We start from the raw sequence: 24,763 nt of genomic DNA, 5'->3' as shown, positions 1-24,763 counted from the left end.
ACGCGTTCGCTCGAGGCGGCGAACCCGGGGTCAGACGGGTCCGGGGGTGATCACCCCGGCGGCGAACTTGCTCAGCGCGATCCGGTTCGGCAGGCCGGTCTTGGTGATCAGGCTGGACACGTGCTTCTCCACCGTGCGCTGCGACAGGTGCAGGTGGTCGGCGATCTCCCGGTTGCCCAGCCGGTCCACCAGCAGCCGCAGGACCTGGTACTCGCGCACGGTGATGCCCGCCGACCGCAGGGCCTGCGGGATGCCGGACACGCCCTCGCGGCGCTGCCCGATGCGCACCCCGCAGCGGCGCATCAGCGACCGGCAGGCACCGGCGACCGGGGCGACGCCCGCGCCGTGGAAGTACTCCTCCGCCGTGCGCAGCCAGTCGACGGGGGTGCCCCAGCCGTCGTCCAGGGCGGCCTCGGCGACCAGCCGCAGCCCGAGGTGGCGGCCCATGGCGTACGGGGCGCCGACGGCCAGCGCGTCGGCCACCGCGGCGGCGGCGCCGTCGGCGTCGCCGTCGCGGCCGAGCAGCACCGCGCGGCCGAACGCGGCGAGGTGCCGGTCCCAGCGCAGCCCCCCGGCGGGCGCCGAGGTGATCTCGTGGAAGCCCGCCGCGTCGAGGTCGCCCGCGAGCGCGCGCAGCAGCACGTTCAGGCCGTAGCGGCCCGCGAGGTGGAAGGTGGTGGGGTTGCGCTCCTCCGAGCGCTGCGCGTGGGCCAGTTCCTCCCCCGCCAGCGCCGGGTTCTCCTCCAGCAGCGCGCAGAACGCGCGGCCGAGGCCGTGCACGCGGGCGGCGTGCTGGTCGTGGTCGCCGCCCCAGTGGTCGAACTCGGCCAGCGCCCGGTCCATGTCGCGGCGGCTGCCCTGGTGCGCGGCGTGCACCGCGCGGTAGAGCAGCATGTACTGGGTCGTCTCCATCAGCCGCAGCCGGGTGGTGGCGGCGAGCACCTGGTCGATCAGGGCGCGGGCGGCGGTGAAGTCGGCGCGCAGGATCAGCTGCAGCGCGATGTTGACCTCGGCCTGGTAGCGGGCGGTGACCGCGCCGATCCGGGACGCCTGCTCGCGGGCCAGTTCGAGGCGTTCGGTGCCCGCGTCGCGCAGCGCGTCGTCGTGGCCCAGCCGGACCAGCGCGTGGATCTCCCAGATCGGCAGGTCGTGCCGCACGGCCAGGGCGCGGCTGTGCTCCAGCAGGGCGGTGGCCTCGGCCGGGTCGCGGGGCCGGGTCAGCGCGCCGAGCAGCTGCCAGGCCTGGCAGGCGACCGCGGGCATGGGCACGGCCTCGGCGATGATCGCGGCGCGGCGGGCCATCTGCTCGGCCTTGCGCAGCCGGTCCTCGCCCGGCACGTCGAGTTCCAGGTGCGCGGCGACCACGTCGACCGGCGCGATGTCCTCGGCGGCGGCGTCGGGGCCGAGCAGCGCGCGGGCGGCGGCGACCTGGCTGAGGCCGTCGGCGGCCCGGCTGGCGTGCACGGCGACCCAGGCGATGCGGGTGTGCAGCCGGGCCCGGCGGCGGGGTTCGAGGCCCGCGCCCATCTGGTCGAGGAAGGTCACCACGTCCAGCGCGCGGTCGATGAGCCCGGACTCGGCCAGCGCGTAGAGCTGGGTCTCCAGGGCGGCGGCGCGCGCCGCGGTGTCGTGCGCGAGCAGCTCCCAGGTCTTGTCCAGCAGGGTCACCGCGGACTGGGCGGCGCCCTGGGCCAGCGCGCGCCTGCCCGCCTCGGCGAACAGCGTGCCCGCGGCGGCCGGGTCGCCCGCGTCCAGGCGCAGCGCGGCGCAGAACTGGCACCACTCGCCGGGCAGTCCGGGGTAGACGGTGCCGACCGCGTCGGCGGCCGCGGCCGCGAGCCGGGCGCGGTCGGCCGGGGTGACCAGGGTGAGCGCGGCGTCCACGATGAGCTGGTGGCCGAAGGCGTACCAGTCGGGGGTCTGCTCGTCGGGCCCCACGAGCTGCGCGACCTGCTCGCCCTGCAACAGGTTCAGCAGCTCGCGGTAGTCCAGGCCGGTGATCGAGCGCACCACGGCGAGCGGGAAGCGCTTGCCCAGCACGGCGGCGGCGGTGATCACCTCGCGGGTGCGCGGCGGCAGCAGGTCGACGCGGCGGGCCACGCCGCGGACGAACCCGGCGGGCAGCGCGCCGCGCTGCCGCTCGTCCACCCGCCAGCCCCGACCGTCGGGGTCGCGGGCGAGCAGTCCGCTGTCGAGCACCGACCCGAGCAGTTCCTCCAGCCGGAACGGGTTGCCCGCGCTCCCGGCCCACAGCAGGTCGAGCGCGGGTTCGGGCACGGGACCGCCGTCGAGGGCGCAGTCGAGCAGGACCCGCAGGTCCTCGCGGCGCAGCGGGCCGAGGTCGACCACGGTGCCCTGGCCGCGCTGACCGGCGGCCCTGGCCAGTGCCATGGCCGGGCAGTCCTCGCCGCGGATGGTGCCCAGCAGCAGCGTGCCGCCGCCGTCCACGTCGCCGATGTTGTCGATCAGGTACTCGACCACGGCGAGGGTCTCGGCGTCGGCGTCCTGCAGGTCGTCGAGAACCATCAGGCAGCCGCGGCCCTGGCCCGCGAGCTCGGTCAGCCGCAGCACCGCCTCGGCGAGGATGACCAGCGAGCCCGCGCCGGGGTCGCCGCCCGCCCCGGTGGAGGCTGGCTCGCCCCAGTCCGGGATGAGCCGGGCCAGGATCGGCCGGTATGGACCCAAACGGGCCACGTCGATCGGGTCGCCGGTGCGCAGCAGGGAAAGCAGGGCCTCGGTGAGCGAGCGGAACGGCACCATCGGCCCGATGGCGCTGCCCCGGCCGCGCAGCAGCCGCATGTCGGCGGCGAACCCGAGGTCGACCGCGGCCGCGGCGAGGCGCGACTTGCCGATGCCGCTCTCACCCACGAGGAACATCGATCCGCCGCGCCCGCCGCGGGCCGCGCGTACCGCGTCGGCCACCGCGGTCAACTCGCCATCGCGTCCCACGACGACCGGAAACCGACTCCCCACGCCGCGCACAGTACCCACGGGCGCCGGCGGGGGTCCATCAAACGGTTATGGGACAAACGAGTGACCTGCTCAGAGCGGGACGACACAGCACGTGGTGCTGGGCGGGAAGTCCGCCAGCGCCGACGGGTCGTCGAGCACGCCGGCGAACCCGAGCGCGCCCGCCGCGCCCGCGGTCACCACCAGGCCCGCCAGCGCGGCGGCGCGCAGTCCGAAGGCCACAGCGGGGTTGCCCGCCAGCGCGCCGATCGGGTTCCGGACCGCCGCCGCGATGGCGGCCCCGGCGGCGTCGAGACGTCTGTCGACGGAAGTGGTGCGGTCGGACATTCGGGGTTCCTCCTCTGGTGGAAAACTGTGCCGGAAACGACCGCGCCGATTACCGGTGCGGGGTTTCCGTTCTCGCGCGGGTGCTTCCGTTCGGCGCACGCCCGCTTCGACCTCGGCGGTGAGCGGGCGCTCAGCCGCCGGGTTGCAGGAGCAGCACCGACGGGACGCGGTCGCGTTGCGCCAACCGCAGCAGCCCGTAACCGATCCCGGCCACGCCGTTGAGCAGGCCGGGGGTGGGCAGACCGCCGGGGGTGCCGCAGTGCGGTCCCCCGCGGTCGATGGCGGCCAGCACCAGTCCCGCGCGGGCGCGCGCGGCCCCGGCGACGGCCGGGTCGGCGCAGTGCGGGGCCAGGGTGGCCAGTGCCTCGGCGACGCCCAGTTCGCCGTGGCACAGGCTCAGGTCGCGCAGCACCGGCCGGGTGACCAGGCGGCGGGCGGCGGCGCGGGTCGCGCGGGTGTGGCAGGCGGGGTCGTCGTGGTCGAGCAGCGCGGTGCGCGCGGCGGCCAGCCCGGCGGCGCCGGAGCACCAGCCGACGCCCGGCCCGGAGCCCGCGCGGCGCAACAGGTCGGCGGCCACCCGGGCGGCGGCGGCGTCGCCCGTGCGGGCCAGCGCCCACCCGATGCCCGCCGCGCCGTCGGCGAACCCCGGCGGGGTACTCGTGTACCCGGCTCGCGCACTGTCCACTTCGGATTCCAGGGACTCCGGTCCCACCGCTGCCCGAAGCGCGTCGGTCACGCCGGTCGCGAGGGCGGTGGCGCAGTCGGCGGCGGCGCGGGCCGCGGTGGGGTCGCCGGTGTCGGTGTGCACGGCGCGCAGCGCGGTGGCGCAGCCCGCGAGGCCGTCCGACCAGCCCAGCGGGCCGGGGAGCGCGGCCGCGGCGGCGGCCAGCTCCGCCGCGTGCGCGGCCCAGCGGCGCAGGTCGGCGTCGTCGAGCAGGACACCGGCCCTGGCCAGGGCGTAGGCGATGCCGCCGAAGCCGTGCCAGCCGCCGCAGCCGATGACCGGCAGCAGGTCGGGGCGGGCGGCCACGGCGTCGAACAGCGCGGGCAGCGGCGCCAGCGCCCGCCGGGCCACCTCGCCGTAGCGGTCGATGCCGGTGCGCTCGGCCAGCTGCGCCAGGAACAGCGCCACCCCGGTGTAGCCGGTGGCCAGGCCCGCGCCCAGCGGCAGCACCAGCCACTGCCGGTCGTCGACGAGTTCCACGCCGAGCCAGTTGACCCGGCCCGCGCCCTCGATGCCGCGGGCCACGACCTGGTCGCCCAGGGCGCAGGCGGCGGCCAGCAGCCGCTCGGGGTCGGCGGCGCGACCGGCGGGCAGGTCCGGGCCGGGGGTGCCGCCGCGGTGGTCGCCGGGCGGGCGGCGGGTGGCCAGGGTGGCGGAGATGATCCACGCCTGGTCCCCGGCGGAGGCGGCGCCGGTGGCCGCGACGGTCGCCAGCGCCCGGTCCACGCCGCTGCGCCCGAGCGCGCCGGGGATCCGGTGCCCGGTGGTGGTCCACAGGTCGGTGCCGCCGGGGCGGGCGGTGAAGACCGGGACGTCCCCGGCCCACAGGTCGGCGATCTCGTGCGGGGCGAGCCGGGCGCGCAGCGGGTCGCCCGCGGCGGCGTGCCGCAGCACGTCGAAGGCGCGGTCGCGGTCGCGCGCGTCGCGCAGCAGGTCGGGGTGGGTGGACTCGGCCAGCAGCGACGCGTAGCCGTTGCTGGCCCGGACCACCACGCGGACCTCGAGGTCGGCGCTGGCCCGGACCAGCGCGGCGAACTCGCCGCGGTGCGCCACGATCGCGTCGTGCGCGGCGTGGAAGCCCTCCAGCAGGGCGGGCTCGTGGTCGCCGGGGTCGAGCTGGGCGTCGCCGAGGCGGGGCCGGTTGGCCGCGTCGGGGAACCGGCCGGGGACCCGGGTCGGCCGCATCCGGTCGGTGCCCGGGTCGGCCCAGCCGGTGACCGCGTCGGGGGCCGGGGCGCCGGGGTCGCCGCCCAGGCCGGAGATGTCGGCGGCGCCGTGGTCGCCGACGACGATCACCGGCAGCATCGAGGTCTGGTGCACCGAGTCGGCCAGCGCGGCGGCGGCCGGGTCGCCCGCCGCGGCCGGGCCGGGCAGGCTCGGGTGCAGCAGCGTCTCGACGTCCACCAGCAGCGGCTGGTCGGCGCGGGCGATGACGTTCTCGAAGTGGATGTCGGCGGCGTGCAGCACGTGCAGCAGCGCCAGCAGCGCGCCCTGCCTGCGGTAGAAGACGTCGGCGGCGGCCCGGTCGGCCAGCGGCGCCGGGGCGACGTGCTCCAGCCAGCCGTGGTCGCCGCGGGCCAGCACGCCGACCGAGGTCAGGCCCAGGCCCGGCACCCGCCGGTCCAGCAGGGCGACGAACTCGCCGAAGCGGACGTGCGCCCGCGAGTCGCGCGGCTGGTAGACCAGCCTGCGGCCGTCGGCGAAGGTCAGCACCGCCACCGAGCGGCCCCGGCGGTGCGGGTCGCCGCGCCTGCCGTCGACCGCCACGACCGGGCCCGGGTCCGCGCCGTCGAGCAGGGTCGCGGTGAGCTCGGCGCGGTCGGCGGCGAGGTGGTCGAGCAGTTCGCGGCAGGCGGTGACGGCGTGGTCGGCGGCCTGGCCGAGCAGGCGGGCCAGCACGGGCAGCTCGGCGCACAGCGCGACCAGGGCGGCGGGCGCGGCGGCGGCGGCGAGGAAGGACCGGTACCGGGCGCGGCTGTCACCGCCGGGCAGGTCACCGGAGTCGGCGGCGCGGCGCAGGCGCTCGACGAGGGAGCGCGCGGCGAGCCCGGCCAGCTCGTGGCCGAGCCGGTCGGCGAAGCCGTCGAGGACGGCGGGCATGGCCACCAGGTCCGCGTCGAGGTGCCCGGTCGCGGCCCGGACGCGGTCGCGGGCGTCGGCGACCAGCGGCCACAGCACGGCGGCGAAGTCGACCCGCCAGTCCGCACCGGACACCGCCCGCCCGGTCCGGGGCGCGGTGACGGCGCGTTCCACGGTGTCGACCCAGGACGGCCGGGCGGGCGGGTCGGTCCGCAGTGGAAGGGCGCGGGACGCGGCGCGGGCGGTGCCCGCGGCGATGCGCTGGCCCGGCACGGCGGGTTCCGGGGCGTCGGCGCGCTCGTGGGGCGCCAGGCCCGGCACCCACCAGTGCGGGTCGGGGAACTCGACGCGCAGGTCGGTGTGGTCGGCGGTGTGGTCCACGTGTCCGGTCACGGCACGGAACGTTGTCACGCGGTGGACTCGTCGTCATGGGTGGAAACCACGCAGATTCCGGGCCACTCCGGCCGGTCCCGCGGCGTCGCGGTTGTGCGGTCCCGTGCGGCCGGTGGGTGTCCGGCGGGGTCGCGGGGAACGGCCCGAGCGGAAATTGGGTAGTGGACACCCATGCCGAACACCCCCTCGCGCGCCTAGCTTGAGCCGTCCGCCGGACAGGTTCCCCACTCACCCGACCGGTGGACGTCCCCACCGGTCACGGCTCGCGAGGTCCCCACCATGCCGACACACGCCGACCCCCCACCGGCCCACCGGGGTCCTTCCCCGACGGCCCTGCGGATCCTGGCCCGGGCCCGGTCGCGACCGGACGCGACCGCGCTGGTGTGGCGCGGTACCGGGATCTCCTACCGCGAGCTCGGCGATCGGGCAAGCCGGGCGGCCGGGCGGTTGGCGGAGCCGCCGGGGTACGGGCCGGTCGCGGTGGTGGCGGAGAAGTCCCCGGACACCATCGCGCTGCTGCTGGCCCTGCTGGCGGCGGGGCGGCCGTTCCTGCTGCCGTCGCCGACGCTGGCCGAACCGGTGCTGCGCAGGCTGACCGACGCGGCGGGGTGCGTCGCCACACTGTCCACAGTGGAGTACGCTGGCCCGGCCGCGGCCCCGGCGACCGGGCCGCCCCAGGACGGTGTCACGTTCATGCTCACCACGTCCGGCTCGACCGGGGTGCCCAAGGTGGTCCCGCTGCGCGGTTCCGCCGTCGACCGGTTCACCACCTGGGCCGCCGCGCGGTTCGAGATCGGTCCACGCACGACGGTGCTGAGCTACGCGCCGCTCGAGTTCGACCTCTCGCTGCTCGACGTCTGGGCGACCCTGGTGGCGGGTGGGACGGTCGTGCTCGTCGAGCGGGAGCGGGCGACCGCCGCCGGGTACCTCGCCGACCTGCTGCGCCACGTCGACGTGGTGCAGGCCGTGCCGATGCTCTACCACCTGCTCGCCGAGCACGGCGGTATCGCCGACCTGCCCGCGCGGCACGTGATCGCGACCGGCGACACCCTGCCCGACCGCACGCTCGCCGCGCTGCCCGAGCTGTTCCCGCGCGCCCGCCTGTACAACCTGTACGGCTGCACCGAGACCAACGACAGCTTCCTGCACGAGCTGGACCCGCGGGCCCGGCCGGTCCCGCTCGGCACGCCGGTCGACGGCGTCCGCTCGGTGCTGGTCGACGCCGACGGCGGGCTCGTCACCGGGCCCGGGGTGGGCGAGCTGCTGGTGCACACCCCGTTCCAGACCGACGGCTACCTCGACCCGGAGCTCACCGCGGCGAAGTTCACCGAGCTGGGCGACGGGTCGCGCTACTTCCGCTCCGGCGACCTGGTGCGCAGGCACCCCGGCGGCGCGCTGACCCTGGAGGGCCGCACGGACTTCCAGGTGAAGGTGCGCGGCGTGCGGGTCAACGCGCAGGCCGTGGAGCGCGCCCTGCTGGAGCACGACGACGTCACCGAGGCCGTGGTGCTGGCCGTGCCGCACCCGGTGGCGGGCAACACCCTGCACGCCGTGGTGCGCGCGCACGGCGTCGACAGCCTCACCCTGCGCAGGCACTGCGCGGCCCGGCTCGCGCTGGCCGCCGTGCCCTCGGCGTTCACCTTCGCCGACGAGCCGCTGCCCCGGACCGGCACCGGCAAGCCCGACCGCGGGCGGATCGCCCGCGACCACGTCAACGCAGTCGTCAAGTGAGACGAGGACGAGATGCCCCAGACCGCAGCGGACCCGACCGGGGAGGTCACCCGGTTCGTGCTGACCGAGTTCCTGCCCGACGTCGCGGCCGACCGGCTCGACCCCGACGAGGACCTGGTGGCGAGCGGGGTGATCGACAGCCTGGGCCTGCTCAAGCTGATCGCCTGGCTGGCCGACCGGTTCGCGGTGCCGGTGGACGAGGTGGACCTGGACCCGGACGCGTTCCGGTCGGTGGCCGCGATCGCCGCGTTCGTGACCGCCACCGCCGGGCGGGGCTGAGCGTGTCCGCCCTGCTGGCGCGGCTGACCCGGCGCGACGGGCCGGTGGAGGTCGGGCAGTGGCGCACCTTCGTCGACCGGCTCGCCGCGCGCCGCCTGGCCCGCGGCGAGGCGGCGGCGGTGCTGGCGTCGCTGTCCACCGCGATGCCCGACCTGGCGACGCTGACGGCGCTGTTCGAGGCGCTGCGCGAGCGCGGCGCGCACCGGCGCGTGGCCTACCCGGGGACGGTGAACATCGTCGGCACCGGTGGCGGTCCGCCGACGTTCAACATCTCCACGGCGGCGGCGTTCGTCGCCGCCGCGACGGGCGTGCGGGTCATCAAGACCGGGTCGCGCGCCTACACCAGCCGGTTCGGCTCGTTCGACCTGCTCGACCGGCTCGGCGTGCCGCCCGCGCGGTCGCACGCGGAGCTGGCGGCGTCGCTGGACGGGTTCGGCATCGGGTTCGCCGGGTTCTTCGTGTACCCGCCGGAGATCGCCGCGCTGGCCAAGGAGATCCTGCCGCTGGACCTGCGCGCGGTGGGGCGGTTCGTCAACACCGTCGGCCCGTTCCTGCCGGAGATCGAGGTGCCCGCGCAGCTGACCGGCGTGTCCCGGGCGGAAGACCTGACCGCGCTCGCCGCGCTGGCCGAGCGGCGGACCTGGTTGTGCCACAACGACCTCGGCGCCGACGAGCTGCTGGCGTTCGCCGCCAACACCGTCCACTGCGCGCACCCGGACCCCCTCGACGAAGCCCCGCTCTCCCTCCCCGCCGACGGCCCGGGCGACGTCGACGACCTCGCCGCGCACACTGAGGCCGTGGCGTACTTCCGCGCGGTCCTGCTGGGCCGCGCGCCGAGCGCCGCGGTCCGCACGGTCTGCCTCAACGCGGCGGCCCTCGGCGTGCTGTCCGGCACCTTCCCCGACTGGGACGGCGCCCGCGCGGCCGCGGCCGAGGCGGTGACCTCCGGCGCGGCGGGCGACCTGGTCGCGCGCATGGCGAAGGCGGTGGCCGACCGTGGCTGACTTCTTCGCCGACCGGGGCGGGCGGGTCGGGTTGGCGTTCTACCTGACCGCCGGTGACCCACCGCTGGACACCCTGCCCGAGGTGGCCGCGGCGCTGGACGAGTCCGGTGTGGACTGCCTGGAGCTGGCCGTCCCGTTCCCCGACTCGGTCACCGACGGGCCGGTCGTGCGCGCGTCGGCGGACCGGGCGCTGCGCCGGGGCGTCGACGCGGCGGCCGTGTTCGCGGCGGTCCGGCGCGTGCGGCCCGGGCTGCGGCACACCCGGATCGCGCTGCTGGCCGACTGGAGCCACACCGTCCGGCCCGTGGGCATGGCCGAGTTCCTCGCCGCCGCGGCCGGGTGCGGCGCGGACGGGCTGCTGCTGCACGGGTTGCCACCGATCCTGCGCCGCGGGTACGCCGAGGACGCCGCCCGGGCCCGGGTCCCCGTGGTCGCCACCTGCTACGCCACCTCGTCGGAGGCCGTGCTCGCCGAAGCGGCGCGCGGCGCGTCGGCGTACCTCTACCTCGTCGCCCGCTACGGCCGCTCCGGCACCGCGCCCGAGGCGGGCTTCGGCCACCTGTCCCCCGTCATCACACGGTTGCGGCCCCGGACCACCGCGCCGATCGCGGTCGGGTTCGGGGTTCGCGACCGGGCCGACGTCGCGGCCGTCGGCGCGGCGGGCGCGGACGCGGCCGTTGTCGGCAGCGCCGCTGTCTCTCGCGCCGCGCGAGCGGTCGAGGACGGCACGGACATCGCCGCCGCGCTGAGCGACCTCGCCGCGGCGCTGCGGCCCGGAAACCAGTCACCGAAGGGAGCCCGACGATGACCAGCGGAACCACCGAGGCACCGACCGTCGAGGACCTGGTCGAGGGGGTGACCCGCTGGTGCGCGGCCTTCTCCGCCGGGCACCTCGAACGCGACGCCCGCGCCCGGTTCCCGCACGAGCAGTGGGCCCAGGTCTGCCGCAGCGACCTGCTGCGGCTGCCCTTCGACCCGGACCGGGGCGGTCTGGGGCGGGACCTGGTCACCACGATGCGGGTGCTGGAGGCGCTGGGTCGCGGCTGCCGCGACGGCGGCCTCAGCTTCTCGGTGTGCACGTCCATGGTCAGCGTCGGCGTGCCCGTCCAGCGGTTCGGCACCGACGCGCAGCGGGCCCGCTACCTGACCGGGATCTGCTCGGGTGAGCTGATCGGGGCGCACGCGATCACCGAACCCGACGGCGGCTCGGACGCGCTGGCCATGCGCACCACCGGCCGCCGCGACGGCGACGACTTCATCCTCAACGGCGGCAAGGCCTTCGTGACCAACGGCCCGGTGGCCGACGTCATCGTCGTCTACGCGCGCACTCACCCGGACGGCGGTCCCCTGGGCACCACGGCGTTCCTCGTCGACCGCGACACACCCGGTCTGGTGGTGGGCCCGCCGATCGCCAAGATGGGCCTGCGGACCTCCCCGTTCTCGGAACTGTCCCTTGAGGACTGCCGGGTGCCCGCCGACCGCGTCCTCGGCCGCGTCGGCTCCGGGTTCCTCGTGCTGGACCACGTGCTGAAGTGGGAGGTCCTGTGCTCGTTCGCGATCAGCCTCGGGGAGATGCGGCACCGGCTGGCGCGGTGCGTGGAGTACGCGGGGCGGCGCGCGCAGTTCGGCAGGCCGATCGGCGAGTACCAGGCGGTGTCGCACCAGATCGTGGAGCTGAAGGTCGGCGCGGAGACCACGGCGAAGTGGCTCTACGACACCGCCGCGAAGGTGCTGCGGGGTGAGCCCGTCACCACGGACCTGGCGATCACCAAGCTCGTCGCGGGCGAGGCCAACCTGGCGTCGGCGATGACCGCGGTGCGGCTGTTCGGCGGCAACGGGTACACCACCGAGTTCGGGCTGGAGAAGGACTTGCGGGACGCGGTGGCGGGCACGATCTACTCCGGCACGTCGGAGATCCAGCGCAACCGCGTCGCGGCCATGCTGGGGGTCGGCCGGTGACCGCCTGTCCCGGGCCGGGTTCCCTGGCCGCCACCGAGTTCCTCGACCACGGCGCGCCCGGGGTCCGGCACTTCGCCGCGCAAGCCCTTGAGGGTGTCCCGGACACCGACCGGGACCGGGCCGTCGCGCTGTACTACGCGGTGCGCGACGGCATCCGGTACGAGGTGTACGGCGCCGACCTCTCCCGCGCCGGTCTGCGCGCGAGCAGCGTCGTGGAGGCCCGTTCCGGCATGTGCCTGCACAAGTCCGTGCTCTACGCCGCCGCGTTGCGGTCGGTCGGCGTGCCCGCCCGGCTGGTGCTCACCGACGTCCGCAACCACCTCGCCTCCGACCGGCTGCGCGAGTTGGCGGGCGGGGACGTGTTCACCTACCACTGCCTCACTTCCGCGCACCTCGACGGCCGTTGGCTGCGCGCGACGCCGGTGTTCAACCGGACCCTGTGCCGCCTCTACCGCCTGGACCCGCTGGAGTTCGACGGCACCGCCGACAGCGTGCACCACCCGCACGACCGGTCCGGCAGGCGCCACATGGAGTTCCTGCGCGAGCACGGCGAGTTCGACGACCTGCCGCACGCGCGGGTCGTGGCCGGGCTGCGCGCGGCCCACCCGAGGTTGTTCGACGGCCCCACCACCCCGACCACCGACACCCTCACCGCCGGCTCCCTCGTCGCCGAGGCGACCGACCCACCAGGAGCGCCCCGATGAGCGAGCACGTCAAGTACCTGCTGTCCGAGGACGACATCCCGCGCACCTGGTACAACCTGGCCGCCGACCTGCCCGACCCGGCGGCCCCGCGGCACCCGGGGACGGGCGCGGACATCACGGTCGACGACCTGCTCGCGATCATGCCGGAAGCGTTGGCGCGACAGGAGTTGAGCCGCGAGCGCGAGATCGGGATCCCGGACGGGGTGCGGGACGTCTACCGGCAGTGGCGGCCCTCGCCGCTGTACCGGGCGCGGCGGTTGGAGCGCGCCTTGGACACGCCCGCGCGGATCTACTACAAGTACGAGGGTGTCAGCCCGTCCGGCAGCCACAAGCCGAACACCGCTGTCGCGCAGGCGTACTACAACCGGCGGGCCGGGATCACCCGGCTGGCCACCGAGACCGGCGCGGGCCAGTGGGGGTCGTCGCTGGCGCTGGCGGGCGCGCTGTTCGGCCTCGACGTCGACGTCTACATGGTGCGGGTCAGCTACGAGCAGAAGCCGTACCGGCGGATGCTCATGGAGACCTACGGCGCGCGGTGCGTGCCCAGCCCCAGCCCGGAAACCGCGGCCGGGCGCGCGGTGCTGGCCGCGGACCCCGACAGCCCGGGCAGCCTGGGCATCGCGGTCTCCGAGGCCGTCGAGGTGGCGGGGGCGGACCCGGGCACCAGCTACGCGGGCGGCAGCGTGCTCAACCACGTGCTGCTGCACCAGAGCGTCATCGGCCAGGAGGCCATCGCCCAGTTCGCGCTCGCCGACGACAACCCGGACGTGGTGATCGGGTGCGCGGGCGGCGGCAGCAACCTGGGCGGACTCGCGTTCCCCTTCCTGGGCAGGAAGTTGCGTGGTGGGCCCGAGGTCCGGATCATCGCGGCCGAACCCGCCGCCTGCCCGACGCTGACCCGGGGCACGCGGGCCTACGACTTCGCCGACGCGACCGGGTTGACGCCGCTGCTGCGGATGCACACCCTCGGCCACGGGTTCGTGCCGCCGCCGCTGCACGCGGGTGGCCTGCGCTACCACGGCATCGCGCCGCTGGTGAGCGCCGCCGTGGCGGCCGGGCTGGTGGAGCCGGTCGCGGTCGCGCAGACCGACAGCTTCGCCGCCGGGGTGCGGTTCGCGCGCGCGGAGGGCATCGTGCCCGCGCCGGAATCCGCGCACGCGGTGGAGGTCGCGGTGCGGGAAGCGTCGCGGTGCCGGGAGGAGGGCGTCGGCCGGACCATCCTTTTCGGACTCTCCGGGCACGGGCACTTCGACCTGGGCGCGTACGAGCGGCACTTGGCGGGCGCGCTGCGGGACGAGCCGCACGACGAGGCCGGGGTGCGCGCGGCGCTCACCGCAGTGCCAGGACTCGCGGCGGCCACCGACCTGGCGGGACTCGCGGATGTCTGAACCACTGGTGAAGGTCTGCGGTGCCACCGCGCCCGCGGACCTCGCCCTGCTCGGCGCGGCGGGCGCTGACCTGGTCGGCCTGTGGTGGCGGGTGCGCGGCGGGCACGCGGACCTGTCCCGGGCGCAGGTCGTGGCGCTGGCGGGCGCGGGTGGGCCGCGGCCGGTGCTGGTGACCTTCAGCGGGGACGCGCGCGGCGTGCTCGACGTCGTGCGGCGGTCGGGGGTGCGGTGGGTGCAGCTGCACGGGTACCAGCCGCCGTCGGTGGTGCGCGCGTTGAAGGCCGAACCGGGGCTGACCGTCGTGAAGGTCCTGCACCTGCGCGGAACCGGGTGCGTGGAGCGGCCGTTGCTGGCCGCCTACGAACGCGCCGGGACCGACTGCTTCCTGCTCGACGCCGTCGGCCCGGACGGCGCGCTGGGCAGCACCGGCCGCACGCTGGACGAGGCGGCCGTGCTGGCGGTCGTCGCGGAGACCTCCCGCCCGTTCCTGCTCGCGGGCGGGCTCTCCGCGGCGAACGCAGGCAATTTCGCGGCCGTGCGGGCACACCCCCGGTTCGCCGGGATCGACGTGGACTCCGGCGCGCGCGACCGGTACGGCCGGTTCTGCCGCGAGCGGGTGCTGGGGCTGCGGCGGGGGTGGACGCGGTGAGCGGGTTCGTCGCGGCGCTGCTGGGCGCGCGGGTACCGGTGATCGCGGAGGTCAAGCCGACCGACGGCCGCGGCGCGGCGCTGCTCGGCGCCCGGTCGCCGGTCGAGTTGGCCGGTGCGTACGAGGCGGCGGGAGCGCCGTGCCTGTCGGTGGTGACCGGGCGGTGGTTCGGTGGGAGCCCCCGGCTGCTGGCCGACGTCGCCGGGCGCAGCGGGCTCCCGGTGCTGCGGAAGGACTTCCTGACCCGCGACCGGGACCTGGTGGCGACGCGGGAACTCGGGGCGTCGGCGGTGCTGCTGACGGCGGGCCTGTTGCCGCGCTCGGTGCTGGGGTCGCTGGTCGACAAGGCCCTCGGGCTGGGGTTGACGCCGTTCGTGGAGGTCACGTCGGAGGCGGAGATCGCGGCGGTGCGGCACCCGGCGGACTGCGTGATCGCGGTGAACAACAAGGACATCCGGGGCCGTGAGCAGGGTGTGCCGGACCTGGCGCGGAGCGAGCGGTTGCTGCCCGCCGTGGTCGCCACCGGCTGCCCGTGCCCGGTGAGCGCGAGCGGGATCTCCCGACCGGAGGACGCGGCGCGGCTGCTGGGCGCCGGTTTCGCGGGAGTATTGGTGGGGACGGCGTTGTTGCGCGCCCCGAACCTGGCGACCTGGCTGGCGGAGGTGCCCCGGTGACGGCGATGTCGTTGCGGCAGGCCCTGGACGGTGTCGTCGACGGTCCGGTGTTGGCCCGGGACGAGGTCGCGGGGCACTACGCGCGGTTCGCCGGGGTGCCCGCGACCTCACGGGCGAGCACGGAACCCGTGATGCGGTACCGGGTGTCCGATTCGGACATTCCGGTGGTACTGGGGTTCTACGGTTCCGAGGAGCGGGTTCGGTCGACGCTACCCGGCCTACCCGCCCGTGCCGGACAAGCCCGGGAGTTGTTGGCCCGAACCATTCCCCCGGTCCACGTCCCCGATGAGCGCACCCATTGGTCCGGAGTCGACCTGTCCGCGTTGCCGGTGCTGCGGGCCACGCCGCGTGACGCCGGGCCCTACCTCACCATGGGGGCCGTGTACGCGCGCCGCGGTGGCGCGACGGCGTTCTCCGTGCACCGGATGCTGGTGCTGGGACGCGATCGGCTGGCGATCTGGATGCTGCCGAGCCGCGCCCTGCGGGCCATGCACGCCGACGCGCTCGCGGCCGGGGAGCGGTTGGCGGTGTCGGTGAACATCGGTATCCCGCCCGCGGCCATGATCGCGTCCGCGCTGTCGACGGCGCTGCTGCCGGTGGACAAGCTCGACGTCGCGGGCGCGTTGGCCGGGGCGCCGGTCGCGTTGGCGCCGTCGAGCGACGGGGCGACCTCGGTGGTCGCCGACGCGGAGATCGCGCTGGAGGGGTACATCGGGGCCGAGGAGTCACCGGAGGCGCTCGACGGGATGCCGGACCGGTCGCTGCCGGAGTTCCTCGGGTACGACGGCTCGGCGCGCGATCGGGTGCCAGTGCTGACGGTGACGGGGGTGTCCACGGTGCCGTCCCCGGTGTACCAGGCGGTGATCGGGCCGGGGCGCGAGCAGTCGGTGATCCTGGGAGTGGCCGGTGGCGTGTCGCTCGGGCTGTGCCTGGAGGACGACCTGGTGGTGGACGCGCACTTCTCCCCCGCCGGTGGTGGGATGTTGTTGCTGGCGGTGGCTTTGCGGAAGGCGAGCGCGTCGGACGACGACCGCCTCCCTTCCCTGGCCCAGGCACTCCTGCGGCGACACCCGTTCGTCAAGTTGATCGTGTTCACCGACGACGACGTGGACGTGTCGTGCGCGGAGGACGTCCTGTGGGCGATGACCACGCGCAGCAACCTCGGCGTCGACGCGATCACCCTGCCGGGCCCCGGCCCGCTGGGCATGGACCCGTCGCAGCGCCCTTCCTGGCGCCGAGGCGGCGGCGAGGGGCGGACCTACGTCGACGCGACCATCCCTTTCGGACTGGACGCGGCGCGCTCGTTCGGCGGTGGCACATGAGGCTCGTGGTCGGCATCACCGGGGCCACCGGCACGGTGATCGGCGTGCGGATCCTGCGCGGCCTGCGGGACCTGGGCGTGGAAACGCACCTGGTCTTGAGCAAGTGGGGCCGCGCGACACTGGAACTGGAAACCGACCTGACCGTCGCCCAAGTGCACGCGCTCGCCACGCACGTCCACCCGCACGGCGACCAGACCGCCCCCATCTCCAGCGGCTCGTACCGCACCGACGGGATGATCATCGCCCCGTGCAGCATGAAGACCCTGGCCGCGCTGCGCACAGGGTACGGCGACGGCCTGATCCCCCGGGCCGCCGACGTGACGCTGAAGGAGGACCGCAAGCTCGTCATCGTCCCGCGCGAACTTCCGCTGTCGGAGATCCACCTGGAGAACATGCTGGCACTGCGGCGGATGGGGGCGGTGATCGCCCCGCCGTCCCCGGCGTTCTACACGCGACCCCGGACGGTGGAGGACATCGTCACGCACATCAGCGCGCGGGTGCTGGACCAGTTCGGCCTCGACCTGCCGGAGGCCGTCCGCTGGACCGGGGCGCGACACCCGGCCTGACCGCCCGATTCGTCGCTTTTCCACCGAAGTAGACTGATCCACATGGGGTCAGCGGAACAGGCCGTGGCGCGGCTTCGGGAGATCGTCGACGGCCGGGTCAAGACGACCGGGGCCGCGTGGGGCCGGACCAAGCCGAGGAGCGTGGCGGCGGGCGAGGGCGCGGCCGTGAACGCCGTGCTGGTGGCGTTCCTCGGGGCGCTGTCGGGCTTCCGGGTCGGCCCGTGCACCGGCGCCGCCATGATCGTGTTCGGTGGCGCCGCGGGCTGCGCCCTGACCGCCGCCTCGGTCCGGCGCCTGATGGACGCCGCCCGGATCCAGGTCGTGGGACCGGACGAGGCCGACACCCTCCGGCTGCGCCGGAGCACCGCGGCGCGCCAAGCCGGGCTGCTCGTCGCGTGCCTGCTCACCGCGGACCTGGCGGGCCTGGCCCTGTGGCTGGAGGGGTGGCCGCCCGCCGACCCGGTGGCGTGGTGGCTGACCGCCACCTGCCTGGCCCTGGCCCTGCTCACCCTCGCCGCCACCTGGCGCCGCGTACACGACTGGTTCCCGCGTTTCGGGGCGGAGCTGGACGTGCGGCTGCCGCCGCTCCCCGCCGAGCTGGAGCCCTTGGCCACCCGCCCGGCGCCACCCGTCACCCCGACCCCACCGGACGCGGAGCTGGCCGCCGCCGAGAGGCACGTGCTCGGCATCCTTGAGGAACGGGTGCGGATCGGCAAGGACACGCGAACGCCGGTGACGGCACCGAGCGTCGTACGCGGCCACCGCGCGATCCGAGCCGCCACGGCCGTGACCGCGGCGGGCGCCGTCGCCGCCCCGTGGGTCGGCCCCCTCACCACCGTCGCGGCCCTGCTGTACCTCAACTACTTCTACGCCGCCTACACGACGACCTCGACCACCCGGCGGGAGCACGCGATCCGGATCACCGAAATGGGCCCGGACGCCGCCGACACAGTGGACTTCCACCGGTACGGATCCCCACCCCGATACCCGTTCGGCGAACACATCGCCGCGCTGTCGGCGCTGGCGCTCGGGGTGGCGTTGTGGGTGGAGATGGCACCGGAGGCAACCATCGCCTGGTCCGTCACGGCGTGCGGCCTGGCACTGTCCGCGGCCGTCGCGGTGGTGTACCGGACCGCGCTGCGGGAGTGGTTCTCCCGGTTCCTGGCCGAGTCCGGAGTGGAGTTGCCTCCCCTGCCGCCGGAACTGGAACACCTGGTGGAGCAGGGTCGCAACCGAGCACACCGAGGCCAACCCAGCCGCCGGTAGCGCATACCCGGGGCCTCACGGGGCGATGCCGAAGTCCTCGGACAGGGCGTGGAAGCGGGACTCGGCGAGGGGGGTCTGGTCGTCGCCCAGCCAGGCGAGGTGGCCGAAGGACTCCAGGACCACCAGGCCGTGGATCGCGGTCCACGCGCTGAACGCCACCGCCGCCGCGTCCGAGGGGAGGTCCACCGCGGCGGCGAAGACGTTCAGGGCGGTGAGAGGTGGTGTGACCGCTCGGCGTTGCAGGGTGCCGCGGTGCCAGGCGGCGAGGATCGGGGGGACGAAGGCGGCGCCCACCGCGCGGCTCGCGTGTGAGGTCGGGCCGGATTCGGGGGCCTGGTAATCCGGGATCGGGGTGCCGTAGAGGAGCGCGAACTCGTGCGGGTGGGTCAGGGCCCACTCGCGGTAGGCCAGGGCAGCGGCCACGAAGGCGTCGCCCTTCGCCGCGTCTCTGGCGCGGGCCACTTCCGCCGCCAGTGCCGTGAAGCCGTCGGTGATCAGGTCGGTCAGCAGGGCGTCGCGGTTCGGGTAGTAGCGGTACAGGCCCGCCGGGCTCATGCCGATGGACACCGCCACCGCGCGCAAGGACAGCGCCGCGCCGCCGCCCTCCCGCAGGTGGGTCTGGGCGGCCGCCTTGATCTCGGCCGTCGTCTGCTCCCTGAGCCGTTCCCGCCTGTTCGCCATGGTGCGTGAGGGTAGCGCTTTGCGATCGGTGTTCGCAGTGCGCTAGCGTGCCTTTGTGAACAGTGATCGCAGTGCAGTTATTGATCGCAAAGTAGATGGCGGACGCGGACCGACCCGCGTGGCCGCCCTGTTGCTGCTGGTGGAGGGGGTGTTGCTGTTCCTCCCGGTGGTGGTGCTCGGGGCCGCCGTGGACTGGCCTGCCAGCCTGGGCGAACCCGCCGCCACGGTCTTGCCGCAGGTGGCGGCGAACGAGACGGCGTTACGACTGGGGTACGTCGCGTACCTCGCCTACTCAGCGTTGTTCCTGCCGGTGGCGCTGTGGACCACGGCGGCCCTCGCGCGCGGCCGGTCGGACTCGCGAGTCGCCCGGCTCGGCCTGGCGTTCGCCGCGCTGTCCGCGCTGGCGCGGTGCGTCGGCATCGTCCGCTGGCTGACCACGATGCCCGACCTCGCGCGGGCGTGGCAGTCCGGCGCGCACCGGGAGGCGGTCCAGGTCCAGTACGACGCGCTGAACTCGTTCGCGGGCGGCGTCGGCGAGTTGCTCGGGGTGTCGCTGTTCGCGGCGGGTTGGTTGCTCTGCCTGGCCAGGGTCGCGGAGATCCCGTTGTGGCTCAAGGGTTTCACCGTGCTCACCGCCGCCGCCCTGGCACTGCCGCTGGTCGAGTTGCTCGGCGTGGACGCGGGTGCGTTGATCAGTGTGGGCAGCGGGGCGGTCCAGGTCTGGTTCCTGGTCGCCGCGGCGCACGTCATCCGGAAGCGAGCCGACTAGCGGGGTGGGGGAGGATGGTGCCGTGCCATTGCCAGGGACACTGCGGACGGTCGCCGCCACCCGGTACGTGACGCCGCTGCGGGAGGGCGGGTCGCTGCCCGGGTTGGTCGAGGGCGACGACCTGGGGATGTACGTGCTCAAGTTCCGGGGCGCCGGGCAGGGGCTCAAGGCGCTGGTGGCCGAGGTCGTGGTGGGGGAACTGGCCAGGGGGTTGGGGCTGCGGGTGCCGGAGCTGGTGCTGGTCGACCTCGACCCGGACCTCGGGCGAGCCGAGCCGGACGAGGAGGTCCAAGAGCTGCTGCGGGCCAGCGGCGGCCGCAACCTCGGATCCGACTTCCTGCCCGGTTCCTTCGACTTCACCCCGGCCGTCCGCGACCCGGGGCCTGACCTGGCCGCGCGGGTGCTGTGGTTGGACGCCTTGGTGCTCAACGTGGACCGCAGCTGGCGCAACCCCAACCTGCTGCTGTGGCACCGCGAGGTGTGGCTGATCGACCACGGCGCCGCCCTGTACTTCCACCACCGGTTCGCGGCGGGCTGGGCACCCGCGACGAGCTACCGGTTCGACGCGGCGGACCACATCATGCTCGGCGCCGCCGGTTCCGTCGAGGCAGCGCACGAGGAACTGGCCCCTCGCGTCCCAGCCGCGGTGGACCGCGCGGTCACCCTCATCCCGGACGACTGGCTGGACCCGGTCTTCGGCGACCCCGACACGGCCCGATCGGCCTACCGGTCGTACTTCACCGCGCGGCTGGCCGACGCCCCGCGCTGGCTCGCGGACGTGGAGGCGGCCCGTGTCGCACGTGTTTGAGTACGCGCTGCTGCGGGCCGTGCCGCGGCAGGACCGCGGGGAGGCCATGAACATCGGCGTCCTGCTCTACTGCGCCGACCTGGCCTACCTGGGCTGCCGAACCCACGTCGACCCGGACCGCCTACGAGCCCTCGACCCGGGCATCGACCTCGACGTCCTCACCGCCACCCTCACCCAACTCACCACCGCCTGCGACGGCGAAGACGGCCGAGTCCCGGTCACGAACATCCCCATCGGCCAACGCTTCCGCTGGCTGACCGCACCGCGCAGCACCCTGGTGCAGACCTCCCCCACGCACCCGGGCCTCACGACCGACCCGAACACCGACCTGGACCGCCTCTTCCGCCGCCTGGTCCTCCCCCTCACCTGACCAGGACGATTCGTCTCGTGCGGGGCGACTGCGATTCGGTTGTGTTCCGCGTGCAACGTGGTGCTCGTGCCGGCCACAGACAAGTGTGACCGAGGAGACGCGAGCCGGGGTGCTGGTCCGCGAGAGCGCGCTGCCGTGGCTCTAGACCGTGGTGGGCAACCTGGCGCGCGATGAGGCGCGCGGTGCCTGCGCCGTTCCCGGCTCGCGCGTCGCGTTCCGCCGACACCCGCGGTCGTCGACCGGCTGCACGACATCGAGAGGGCGCGCGGACTGATCGCGGCCGTGCGGCGGCTGCCCGACGCCCAGCGCGAGGTCGTGGAGCTCTGCCTGCTGGGCGAGCTGTCGTCGGGCGAGCCGGCCGAGGTACTCCAGGTCGCCGAGGCGACTGTGCGCTCCACGTTGTCTCGTGCCCGGTCCAAACTCACGAGCATGGTAGGGGAATAGCCGATATGGACGATCGAGACGAGTTCGCCGTGCCACCCCTGCGCGAGGTCCCCGATGACGTGCGCGACCGGCTCGCGGCCCGGGTGCTGACCGCGCGAAGCAGGAAGCGCCGCGGTGTGGCCGTGCTCGGCGCGGCGGTGGGGGTCTGGGGTTCCGGTAGTGACCACGATGTACCGGGTGGACCGTCGTTGGGCGTGGCCGGTCCGGGCACGGAGCCGACGCGCGCGCTCGGCGTCTCGCCCGAGGCGCCGCGTCCGGCCTCGATCGCTGTTGGGCGGCCGCGACCCGTGCCGTCGCGGCCGCCCCCGCCCGCGACCAGTGGACCGCGCTGTTCCAGGTGACCAACGATCTGGTGGTGGTGACGGCCATCCGCGCCGCGAGCTCACCGCTGTTCTGCGAGACCACCCGCGCCACGGTGGCGGTGTCCGATCCGGAGCGGACCCCGACCTACGTCGAGGGATCGCGCACCGCAGCGCTGCTGACCGCACCCAACGGCACGATCGCCGGGCTGCTGGACCCGGCGTGGCCCGGCGCGCGGGTGTCCACGACCGCGCCGAGCAAAGACCGCTACCAAGCCGACGTCGTGCACGAGGACGGCCTGTTCGCGTACCTGTCGGTGATCGGGCCGGACAACGCCGCCGCGACCACGATCCGCCCCAGCGGTGACGACGTGGAACGGGCGCTCCCGAAGGCCGGGGCGCCGCTGGTCGACGCGCCCGCGCCCGCGGACCGCTCGTCGGCGCGCGGCCGCTTCCTCGACTCGTGCATCGACCAGGCCAGGGCCTACCGCGTGGTGGTCGACGCGGCCTCCTTGGTCGCCGGGCGCGACCGCGGCGGGCCCACGGGGCTCCAGGGTGGTCATGGCGGTCAACGACGGCGGTGTCGCCGCCTGCTTCCTCCAGGAGCAACGCACCGACTTCATCGCCCAGGCCACGCCGAGCGGCACCGGCGGCACCGCGGTCAAAACCCTTCCGGTCGCCCCCGGGTGTGGACGGCAGACCGCTGATCGCCGGGACGACCAGCCGCGAGAAGGCGAGGATGGAGATCGAACTGCCCGACGGCGCGGTGCTGCCCGCCGACGTCGCCAACGGCACCTTCGCGGTGCTCTTGCCCCCCGAGGCAACGGACAGCTCTCGCGTCGTCTGCCGCGCCTACGCCGCGGACGGCTCACTCGTCTACCAAGGACTCTTTACCTGAGCCAACCGCCAAGGACAACCAGACACTGGGCACCACCTCGGTGTTCTTCAACTGGAACGGCGGCGCCTGGGACCACGTCGGCACCATCCGCGCTCCGCACTACACCGGCTACATCGCGCCCCCGGACCTGCTCCGCACGACCGACGGCATCATCGTGTGCTGATCTCCGCGTAGGTGCGTAGGCAAAGGAGCCCGTCCGCGGCGGTATCGCCTTCCCGGACGGGCTCGCCGGGCCACCCTTCCCGCTCCTGACACCGCAGTAGTCGCGACCGCGGGGGTTGTCCAGGGCGGTGGTGCAGGCAAGCTCGCCGGTCGAGCCCGCTCACCGCCGACTCGAACTCACCAACCCCCATCTGGTCATCCCCCGCGACTGGTCATCCCCCGCGACGCTCCGCGCGCACCAGCATGCCGATACCCCACAACCACGCCAGCACCACCGGAACCAGCAACCACACCTGCTGCGTCACCACGGCGACAGCACCCAACACCGCGCCACACCCCAACGGCACGGTGACCACCGGCTTGGCGTGGTTGACCAACGCCCCCACCAACACCAACCACACGGCGGCGGTGGGCAGGAAGAACACCAGCCAGCCCATCACACACCACCTCTCAGCCGGAACCACTCACCAGCCTCGATAGTAGACGGCCATCTCACCGCGCCGTTCCACGGCCGCCGCCCCGAGCCGGTTTCGCGCGTCCCACCACCACCGGACTGTCCTAAGTGGCGACACCCGCGTCGGCGGGCTTCCGGTCGAACCGGCTACCGGAAGGCTTCTTGCACCTTGGCGAGGAACCGTGCCCATTGTCCTGTCTTTCCGGGGAAGCCGGCGTCGACGAGGTTGAGTTCGAGCGTCCGGCGCAGGGGGTGGGGTGATTCGAGGATGGCGTCGTTGCGCTCGGCGAGGCGACGGAGTTCGGCGTTGGTGGGCAGGCGGTCGCTTTTCGCGCTGTTGCAGTCGTGGTGGGCGGGTGCCAGGTTCCACAGCAGGTCGAGGTCGGGCCCCTGCCACCCGGCCACGCTGCCGTAGCGCCGCATCAGCGCGTGGGGGAAGACGTGGTCGACCGCGGTCGCGGTGTCGGGGGTGATGATCTCGTCGCAGATCAGGCACCGGCCGTGTTGGAACCCGATGACGGAGTCGGTCAGCCCGGCGATCGGTCGGCGCCGGTACCTGTCCCGGAGGGCGCTCGAGTCCAGGTCGACGGCGAGGCCGTCGCGCAGCAGTCCGCGGCCGATCTCGAGCGTGAATGAGCTTTCCACGATGTTCCAGCGCGCGGCGAGTTCGGCGCGCAGCCCCGCGGCGCGTTCGGACGTGGCGATCGCAAGCATCTCGGCGGTCAGTTCCACTGTGGGGTCCGCGCCGCCGGTCACACGGTAGAACTCGTGGGGTAATCGTCCGCCGCCCCGGAGGTTGGGGAACTTGCGCAGCACCATCTGCCGCATGGATCGGCCCGCCACGTCGAGCAGTCGTTCGGTGGGACGTCCCGATTCCCTTGTCCGGTCGGCTTCCTGCCCGGCCACGGTCAGGAAGTCCTGGTCGCCCAGTTCGGACTTTCCCGGCGCCTGGGGTGCGGTGGACAGGTGTTCCACCAGACTGAGGGCGTAGGGGACGGCCAGTTCCGATAATCGGACCTCGGCGCGGCCCTCACCGGCCGTCTCCAGGAGGGCGTGGGCCAGGGCGAACTTGTAAGTCCGGGAGTTCTCGCCCAGCAGCACCGCCATCCGCCACGACGACCACGGGGTGGGTTCGACCCGGTAGAGGGCGTCCGTCACGGGGTCACCTCGCCGTCGCGTGCCAGGACCAGGCAGCTCCACCGCACGTCGGGCCTGCTCAAGATGTCCGCGGACTCGCTGTGGTGCACCACTTTCAAACCTTGGGATCCGGCCGACTCGACCGTCTCGGCCACGGTCACGTCGAACATCCGCCGTCCCGGGGGCACCGGGCCGTGACGCAGGGTCAGGATCGAACGACCGCCGGGCGCGGACAGGTCGCTGATCCGCGCCATGGCGGCCCGGCGCTCGGCGCGGTCGAGGTGCATCCACACGGCGCTGAGCAGCACGAGGTCGAAGACACCGCGGACCGAGCGGAGTTCGGGAAGGCTGTCATCGAGCCACTGGATGGTCGCGCCGTGCAGCGACCGGCCGGCGACCCGGAACTCCGCGGTCGGCTCCACCGCGGTGACCGCATGCCCACGCGCGGCGAGAGCGGCGGCGTCACGACCGGTGCCTGCGCCGATATCGATCACCCGCCCCGGACGGGCGGGCAGCCACGCGAGCGCGGCGCGGTGGACGTCCTCGAACGCCACGGCCTCGTACCGGCGGGCCAGCACCCCGGCCGCCTGCCCGTAGCCCGTGGCGCCCGCCACCGTGCCACCCGGCCTACCGGACTCTCGGCTCACGACCGCCACCACCCCGCTGGAGCACCGCGGCCCACGACCGCCCGGCCCCTTCGCCACAC

Annotated in this window: 27 protein-coding genes; 20 read left to right on the top strand and 7 right to left on the bottom strand. The window is 74.6% G+C overall.

Features of this window, described 5'->3' with window-relative positions; translation table 11 throughout:
- Nucleotides 1-30: 30 nt before the first annotated feature.
- From CLV40_RS11630 to CLV40_RS11620, 3 genes are all read right to left on the bottom strand, one after another.
- Nucleotides 31-2,973 carry a LuxR family transcriptional regulator gene (locus CLV40_RS11630; RefSeq protein WP_219823958.1) on the bottom strand — a complete coding sequence of 981 codons (2,943 nt, stop codon included), beginning with the start codon at nt 2,971-2,973 and terminating at the stop codon, nt 31-33.
- 69 nt (nt 2,974-3,042) lie between these two features.
- On the bottom strand, nt 3,043-3,297 hold the full coding sequence (locus CLV40_RS11625) for a hypothetical protein (RefSeq protein WP_104478901.1): 255 nt from the start codon (nt 3,295-3,297) through the stop codon (nt 3,043-3,045).
- Nucleotides 3,298-3,427: 130 nt separating this feature from the next.
- Entirely contained in the window at nt 3,428-6,493 is a 3,066-nt protein-coding gene (locus tag CLV40_RS11620) for a type 2 lanthipeptide synthetase LanM family protein (RefSeq protein WP_219823957.1), read from the bottom strand.
- Between the two features lie 279 nt (nt 6,494-6,772).
- Here CLV40_RS11620 and CLV40_RS11615 point away from each other — a divergent pair, with 279 nt between their 5' ends.
- Genes CLV40_RS11615 through CLV40_RS11560 form a run of 12 tightly spaced genes read left to right on the top strand, consistent with a single transcriptional unit; the run spans nt 6,773 to nt 18,035 of the window.
- Nucleotides 6,773-8,224 (top strand): AMP-binding protein, encoded by a 1,452-nt coding sequence (locus CLV40_RS11615; protein ID WP_104478900.1) that lies wholly within the window; start codon nt 6,773-6,775, stop codon nt 8,222-8,224.
- A gap of 12 nt (nt 8,225-8,236) precedes the next feature.
- The gene (locus CLV40_RS11610) at nt 8,237-8,503 is read left to right on the top strand and encodes an acyl carrier protein (protein ID WP_104478899.1); all 267 of its coding nucleotides are present in this window, start codon (nt 8,237-8,239) and stop codon (nt 8,501-8,503) included.
- Nucleotides 8,504-8,505: 2 nt separating this feature from the next.
- A complete protein-coding gene (locus tag CLV40_RS11605) occupies nt 8,506-9,507 on the top strand; it encodes a hypothetical protein (protein WP_219823956.1) in 1,002 nt (333 codons plus the stop codon).
- A complete protein-coding gene (gene trpA / locus CLV40_RS11600; RefSeq protein WP_104478898.1) occupies nt 9,500-10,315 on the top strand; it encodes a tryptophan synthase subunit alpha in 816 nt (271 codons plus the stop codon). The genes CLV40_RS11605 and trpA overlap by 8 nt, the downstream gene beginning before the upstream one ends.
- A complete protein-coding gene (locus CLV40_RS11595; RefSeq protein ID WP_104478897.1) occupies nt 10,312-11,466 on the top strand; it encodes an acyl-CoA dehydrogenase family protein in 1,155 nt (384 codons plus the stop codon). Before trpA ends, CLV40_RS11595 begins: the two co-directional genes overlap by 4 nt.
- Nucleotides 11,463-12,170: a transglutaminase-like domain-containing protein gene (locus CLV40_RS11590; RefSeq protein WP_104478896.1), complete on the top strand. Its 708-nt coding sequence runs from the start codon at nt 11,463-11,465 to the stop codon at nt 12,168-12,170. Before CLV40_RS11595 ends, CLV40_RS11590 begins: the two co-directional genes overlap by 4 nt.
- Complete coding sequence (locus CLV40_RS11585) at nt 12,167-13,558, top strand: TrpB-like pyridoxal phosphate-dependent enzyme (protein WP_104478895.1); 1,392 nt, start codon at nt 12,167-12,169, stop codon at nt 13,556-13,558. Before CLV40_RS11590 ends, CLV40_RS11585 begins: the two co-directional genes overlap by 4 nt.
- Nucleotides 13,551-14,207 (top strand): phosphoribosylanthranilate isomerase, encoded by a 657-nt coding sequence (locus tag CLV40_RS11580; RefSeq protein WP_104478894.1) that lies wholly within the window; start codon nt 13,551-13,553, stop codon nt 14,205-14,207. The genes CLV40_RS11585 and CLV40_RS11580 overlap by 8 nt, the downstream gene beginning before the upstream one ends.
- The gene (locus CLV40_RS11575) at nt 14,204-14,881 is read left to right on the top strand and encodes a beta/alpha barrel domain-containing protein (protein WP_104479055.1); all 678 of its coding nucleotides are present in this window, start codon (nt 14,204-14,206) and stop codon (nt 14,879-14,881) included. Before CLV40_RS11580 ends, CLV40_RS11575 begins: the two co-directional genes overlap by 4 nt.
- 5 nt (nt 14,882-14,886) lie before the next feature.
- Entirely contained in the window at nt 14,887-16,203 is a 1,317-nt protein-coding gene (locus CLV40_RS11570) for a UbiD family decarboxylase (RefSeq protein ID WP_245931250.1), read from the top strand.
- The gene (locus CLV40_RS11565; RefSeq protein WP_104478892.1) at nt 16,200-16,769 is read left to right on the top strand and encodes a UbiX family flavin prenyltransferase; all 570 of its coding nucleotides are present in this window, start codon (nt 16,200-16,202) and stop codon (nt 16,767-16,769) included. The genes CLV40_RS11570 and CLV40_RS11565 overlap by 4 nt, the downstream gene beginning before the upstream one ends.
- Before the next feature lie 42 nt (nt 16,770-16,811).
- Nucleotides 16,812-18,035, top strand: a complete 1,224-nt coding sequence (locus tag CLV40_RS11560) for a hypothetical protein (protein ID WP_146107995.1) — start codon at nt 16,812-16,814, stop codon at nt 18,033-18,035.
- A gap of 15 nt (nt 18,036-18,050) precedes the next feature.
- Here the strand turns inward: CLV40_RS11560 and CLV40_RS11555 are convergent, their stop codons facing one another.
- A complete protein-coding gene (locus CLV40_RS11555) occupies nt 18,051-18,716 on the bottom strand; it encodes a TetR/AcrR family transcriptional regulator (protein WP_104478890.1) in 666 nt (221 codons plus the stop codon).
- Between the two features lie 118 nt (nt 18,717-18,834).
- Between CLV40_RS11555 and CLV40_RS11550 the strand changes: the two genes are divergently transcribed.
- The 8 genes from CLV40_RS11550 to CLV40_RS40260 all read left to right on the top strand — a co-directional run bounded on the left by CLV40_RS11550 (nt 18,835) and on the right by CLV40_RS40260 (nt 22,467).
- Nucleotides 18,835-19,485 carry a DUF4386 family protein gene (locus CLV40_RS11550; RefSeq protein WP_181043443.1) on the top strand — a complete coding sequence of 217 codons (651 nt, stop codon included), beginning with the start codon at nt 18,835-18,837 and terminating at the stop codon, nt 19,483-19,485.
- 22 nt (nt 19,486-19,507) lie between these two features.
- On the top strand, nt 19,508-20,293 hold the full coding sequence (locus CLV40_RS11545) for a HipA family kinase (RefSeq protein ID WP_104478888.1): 786 nt from the start codon (nt 19,508-19,510) through the stop codon (nt 20,291-20,293).
- Nucleotides 20,277-20,663, top strand: a complete 387-nt coding sequence (locus CLV40_RS11540; protein ID WP_104478887.1) for a DUF3037 domain-containing protein — start codon at nt 20,277-20,279, stop codon at nt 20,661-20,663. Before CLV40_RS11545 ends, CLV40_RS11540 begins: the two co-directional genes overlap by 17 nt.
- A gap of 282 nt (nt 20,664-20,945) precedes the next feature.
- On the top strand, nt 20,946-21,107 hold the full coding sequence (locus CLV40_RS39405) for an RNA polymerase sigma factor (RefSeq protein WP_342752262.1): 162 nt from the start codon (nt 20,946-20,948) through the stop codon (nt 21,105-21,107).
- 5 nt (nt 21,108-21,112) lie between these two features.
- On the top strand, nt 21,113-21,448 hold the full coding sequence (locus CLV40_RS37135) for a hypothetical protein (RefSeq protein WP_146107994.1): 336 nt from the start codon (nt 21,113-21,115) through the stop codon (nt 21,446-21,448).
- Nucleotides 21,445-22,113, top strand: coding sequence for a hypothetical protein (locus CLV40_RS11530; protein WP_104478886.1), 669 nt, complete (start codon nt 21,445-21,447; stop codon nt 22,111-22,113). Before CLV40_RS37135 ends, CLV40_RS11530 begins: the two co-directional genes overlap by 4 nt.
- Nucleotides 22,114-22,145: 32 nt before the next feature.
- Entirely contained in the window at nt 22,146-22,304 is a 159-nt protein-coding gene (locus CLV40_RS37885) for a hypothetical protein (RefSeq protein ID WP_181043442.1), read from the top strand.
- A 40-nt stretch (nt 22,305-22,344) separates the two neighbouring features.
- Complete coding sequence (locus tag CLV40_RS40260) at nt 22,345-22,467, top strand: hypothetical protein (RefSeq protein ID WP_281261657.1); 123 nt, start codon at nt 22,345-22,347, stop codon at nt 22,465-22,467.
- 211 nt (nt 22,468-22,678) lie between these two features.
- Here CLV40_RS40260 and CLV40_RS11520 read toward each other — a convergent pair whose 3' ends face one another.
- The 3 genes from CLV40_RS11520 to CLV40_RS11510 all read right to left on the bottom strand — a co-directional run bounded on the left by CLV40_RS11520 (nt 22,679) and on the right by CLV40_RS11510 (nt 24,704).
- Complete coding sequence (locus CLV40_RS11520) at nt 22,679-22,903, bottom strand: hypothetical protein (RefSeq protein WP_104478884.1); 225 nt, start codon at nt 22,901-22,903, stop codon at nt 22,679-22,681.
- A gap of 164 nt (nt 22,904-23,067) precedes the next feature.
- Entirely contained in the window at nt 23,068-24,078 is a 1,011-nt protein-coding gene (locus CLV40_RS11515) for an HNH endonuclease (protein ID WP_219823954.1), read from the bottom strand.
- A complete protein-coding gene (locus tag CLV40_RS11510; RefSeq protein ID WP_245931228.1) occupies nt 24,075-24,704 on the bottom strand; it encodes a class I SAM-dependent methyltransferase in 630 nt (209 codons plus the stop codon). The genes CLV40_RS11515 and CLV40_RS11510 overlap by 4 nt, the downstream gene beginning before the upstream one ends.
- Nucleotides 24,705-24,763 lie beyond the last annotated feature (59 nt).

It is taken from the genome of Actinokineospora auranticolor (genome assembly GCF_002934265.1).
GTDB classification, from domain to species: Bacteria; Actinomycetota; Actinomycetes; order Mycobacteriales; family Pseudonocardiaceae; genus Actinokineospora; species Actinokineospora auranticolor.
Note: the sequence above shows the minus strand (reverse complement) of the source record. Positions and strands in the feature narration are given on the sequence as shown.

Coding starts and splice junctions, on each gene's coding strand:
- CLV40_RS11520 (WP_104478884.1), bottom strand. CDS start 22,903: ATGGGCTGGCTGGTGTTCTTCCTGCCCACCGCCGCCGTGTGGTTGGTG.
- CLV40_RS11610 (WP_104478899.1), top strand. CDS start 8,237: ATGCCCCAGACCGCAGCGGACCCGACCGGGGAGGTCACCCGGTTCGTG.
- CLV40_RS11615 (WP_104478900.1), top strand. CDS start 6,773: ATGCCGACACACGCCGACCCCCCACCGGCCCACCGGGGTCCTTCCCCG.
- CLV40_RS11570 (WP_245931250.1), top strand. CDS start 14,887: ATGTCGTTGCGGCAGGCCCTGGACGGTGTCGTCGACGGTCCGGTGTTG.
- CLV40_RS11585 (WP_104478895.1), top strand. CDS start 12,167: ATGAGCGAGCACGTCAAGTACCTGCTGTCCGAGGACGACATCCCGCGC.
- CLV40_RS11565 (WP_104478892.1), top strand. CDS start 16,200: ATGAGGCTCGTGGTCGGCATCACCGGGGCCACCGGCACGGTGATCGGC.
- CLV40_RS37135 (WP_146107994.1), top strand. CDS start 21,113: ATGGACGATCGAGACGAGTTCGCCGTGCCACCCCTGCGCGAGGTCCCC.
- CLV40_RS37885 (WP_181043442.1), top strand. CDS start 22,146: ATGGAGATCGAACTGCCCGACGGCGCGGTGCTGCCCGCCGACGTCGCC.
- CLV40_RS11560 (WP_146107995.1), top strand. CDS start 16,812: ATGGGGTCAGCGGAACAGGCCGTGGCGCGGCTTCGGGAGATCGTCGAC.
- CLV40_RS11625 (WP_104478901.1), bottom strand. CDS start 3,297: ATGTCCGACCGCACCACTTCCGTCGACAGACGTCTCGACGCCGCCGGG.
- CLV40_RS11555 (WP_104478890.1), bottom strand. CDS start 18,716: ATGGCGAACAGGCGGGAACGGCTCAGGGAGCAGACGACGGCCGAGATC.
- CLV40_RS11595 (WP_104478897.1), top strand. CDS start 10,312: ATGACCAGCGGAACCACCGAGGCACCGACCGTCGAGGACCTGGTCGAG.
- CLV40_RS11580 (WP_104478894.1), top strand. CDS start 13,551: ATGTCTGAACCACTGGTGAAGGTCTGCGGTGCCACCGCGCCCGCGGAC.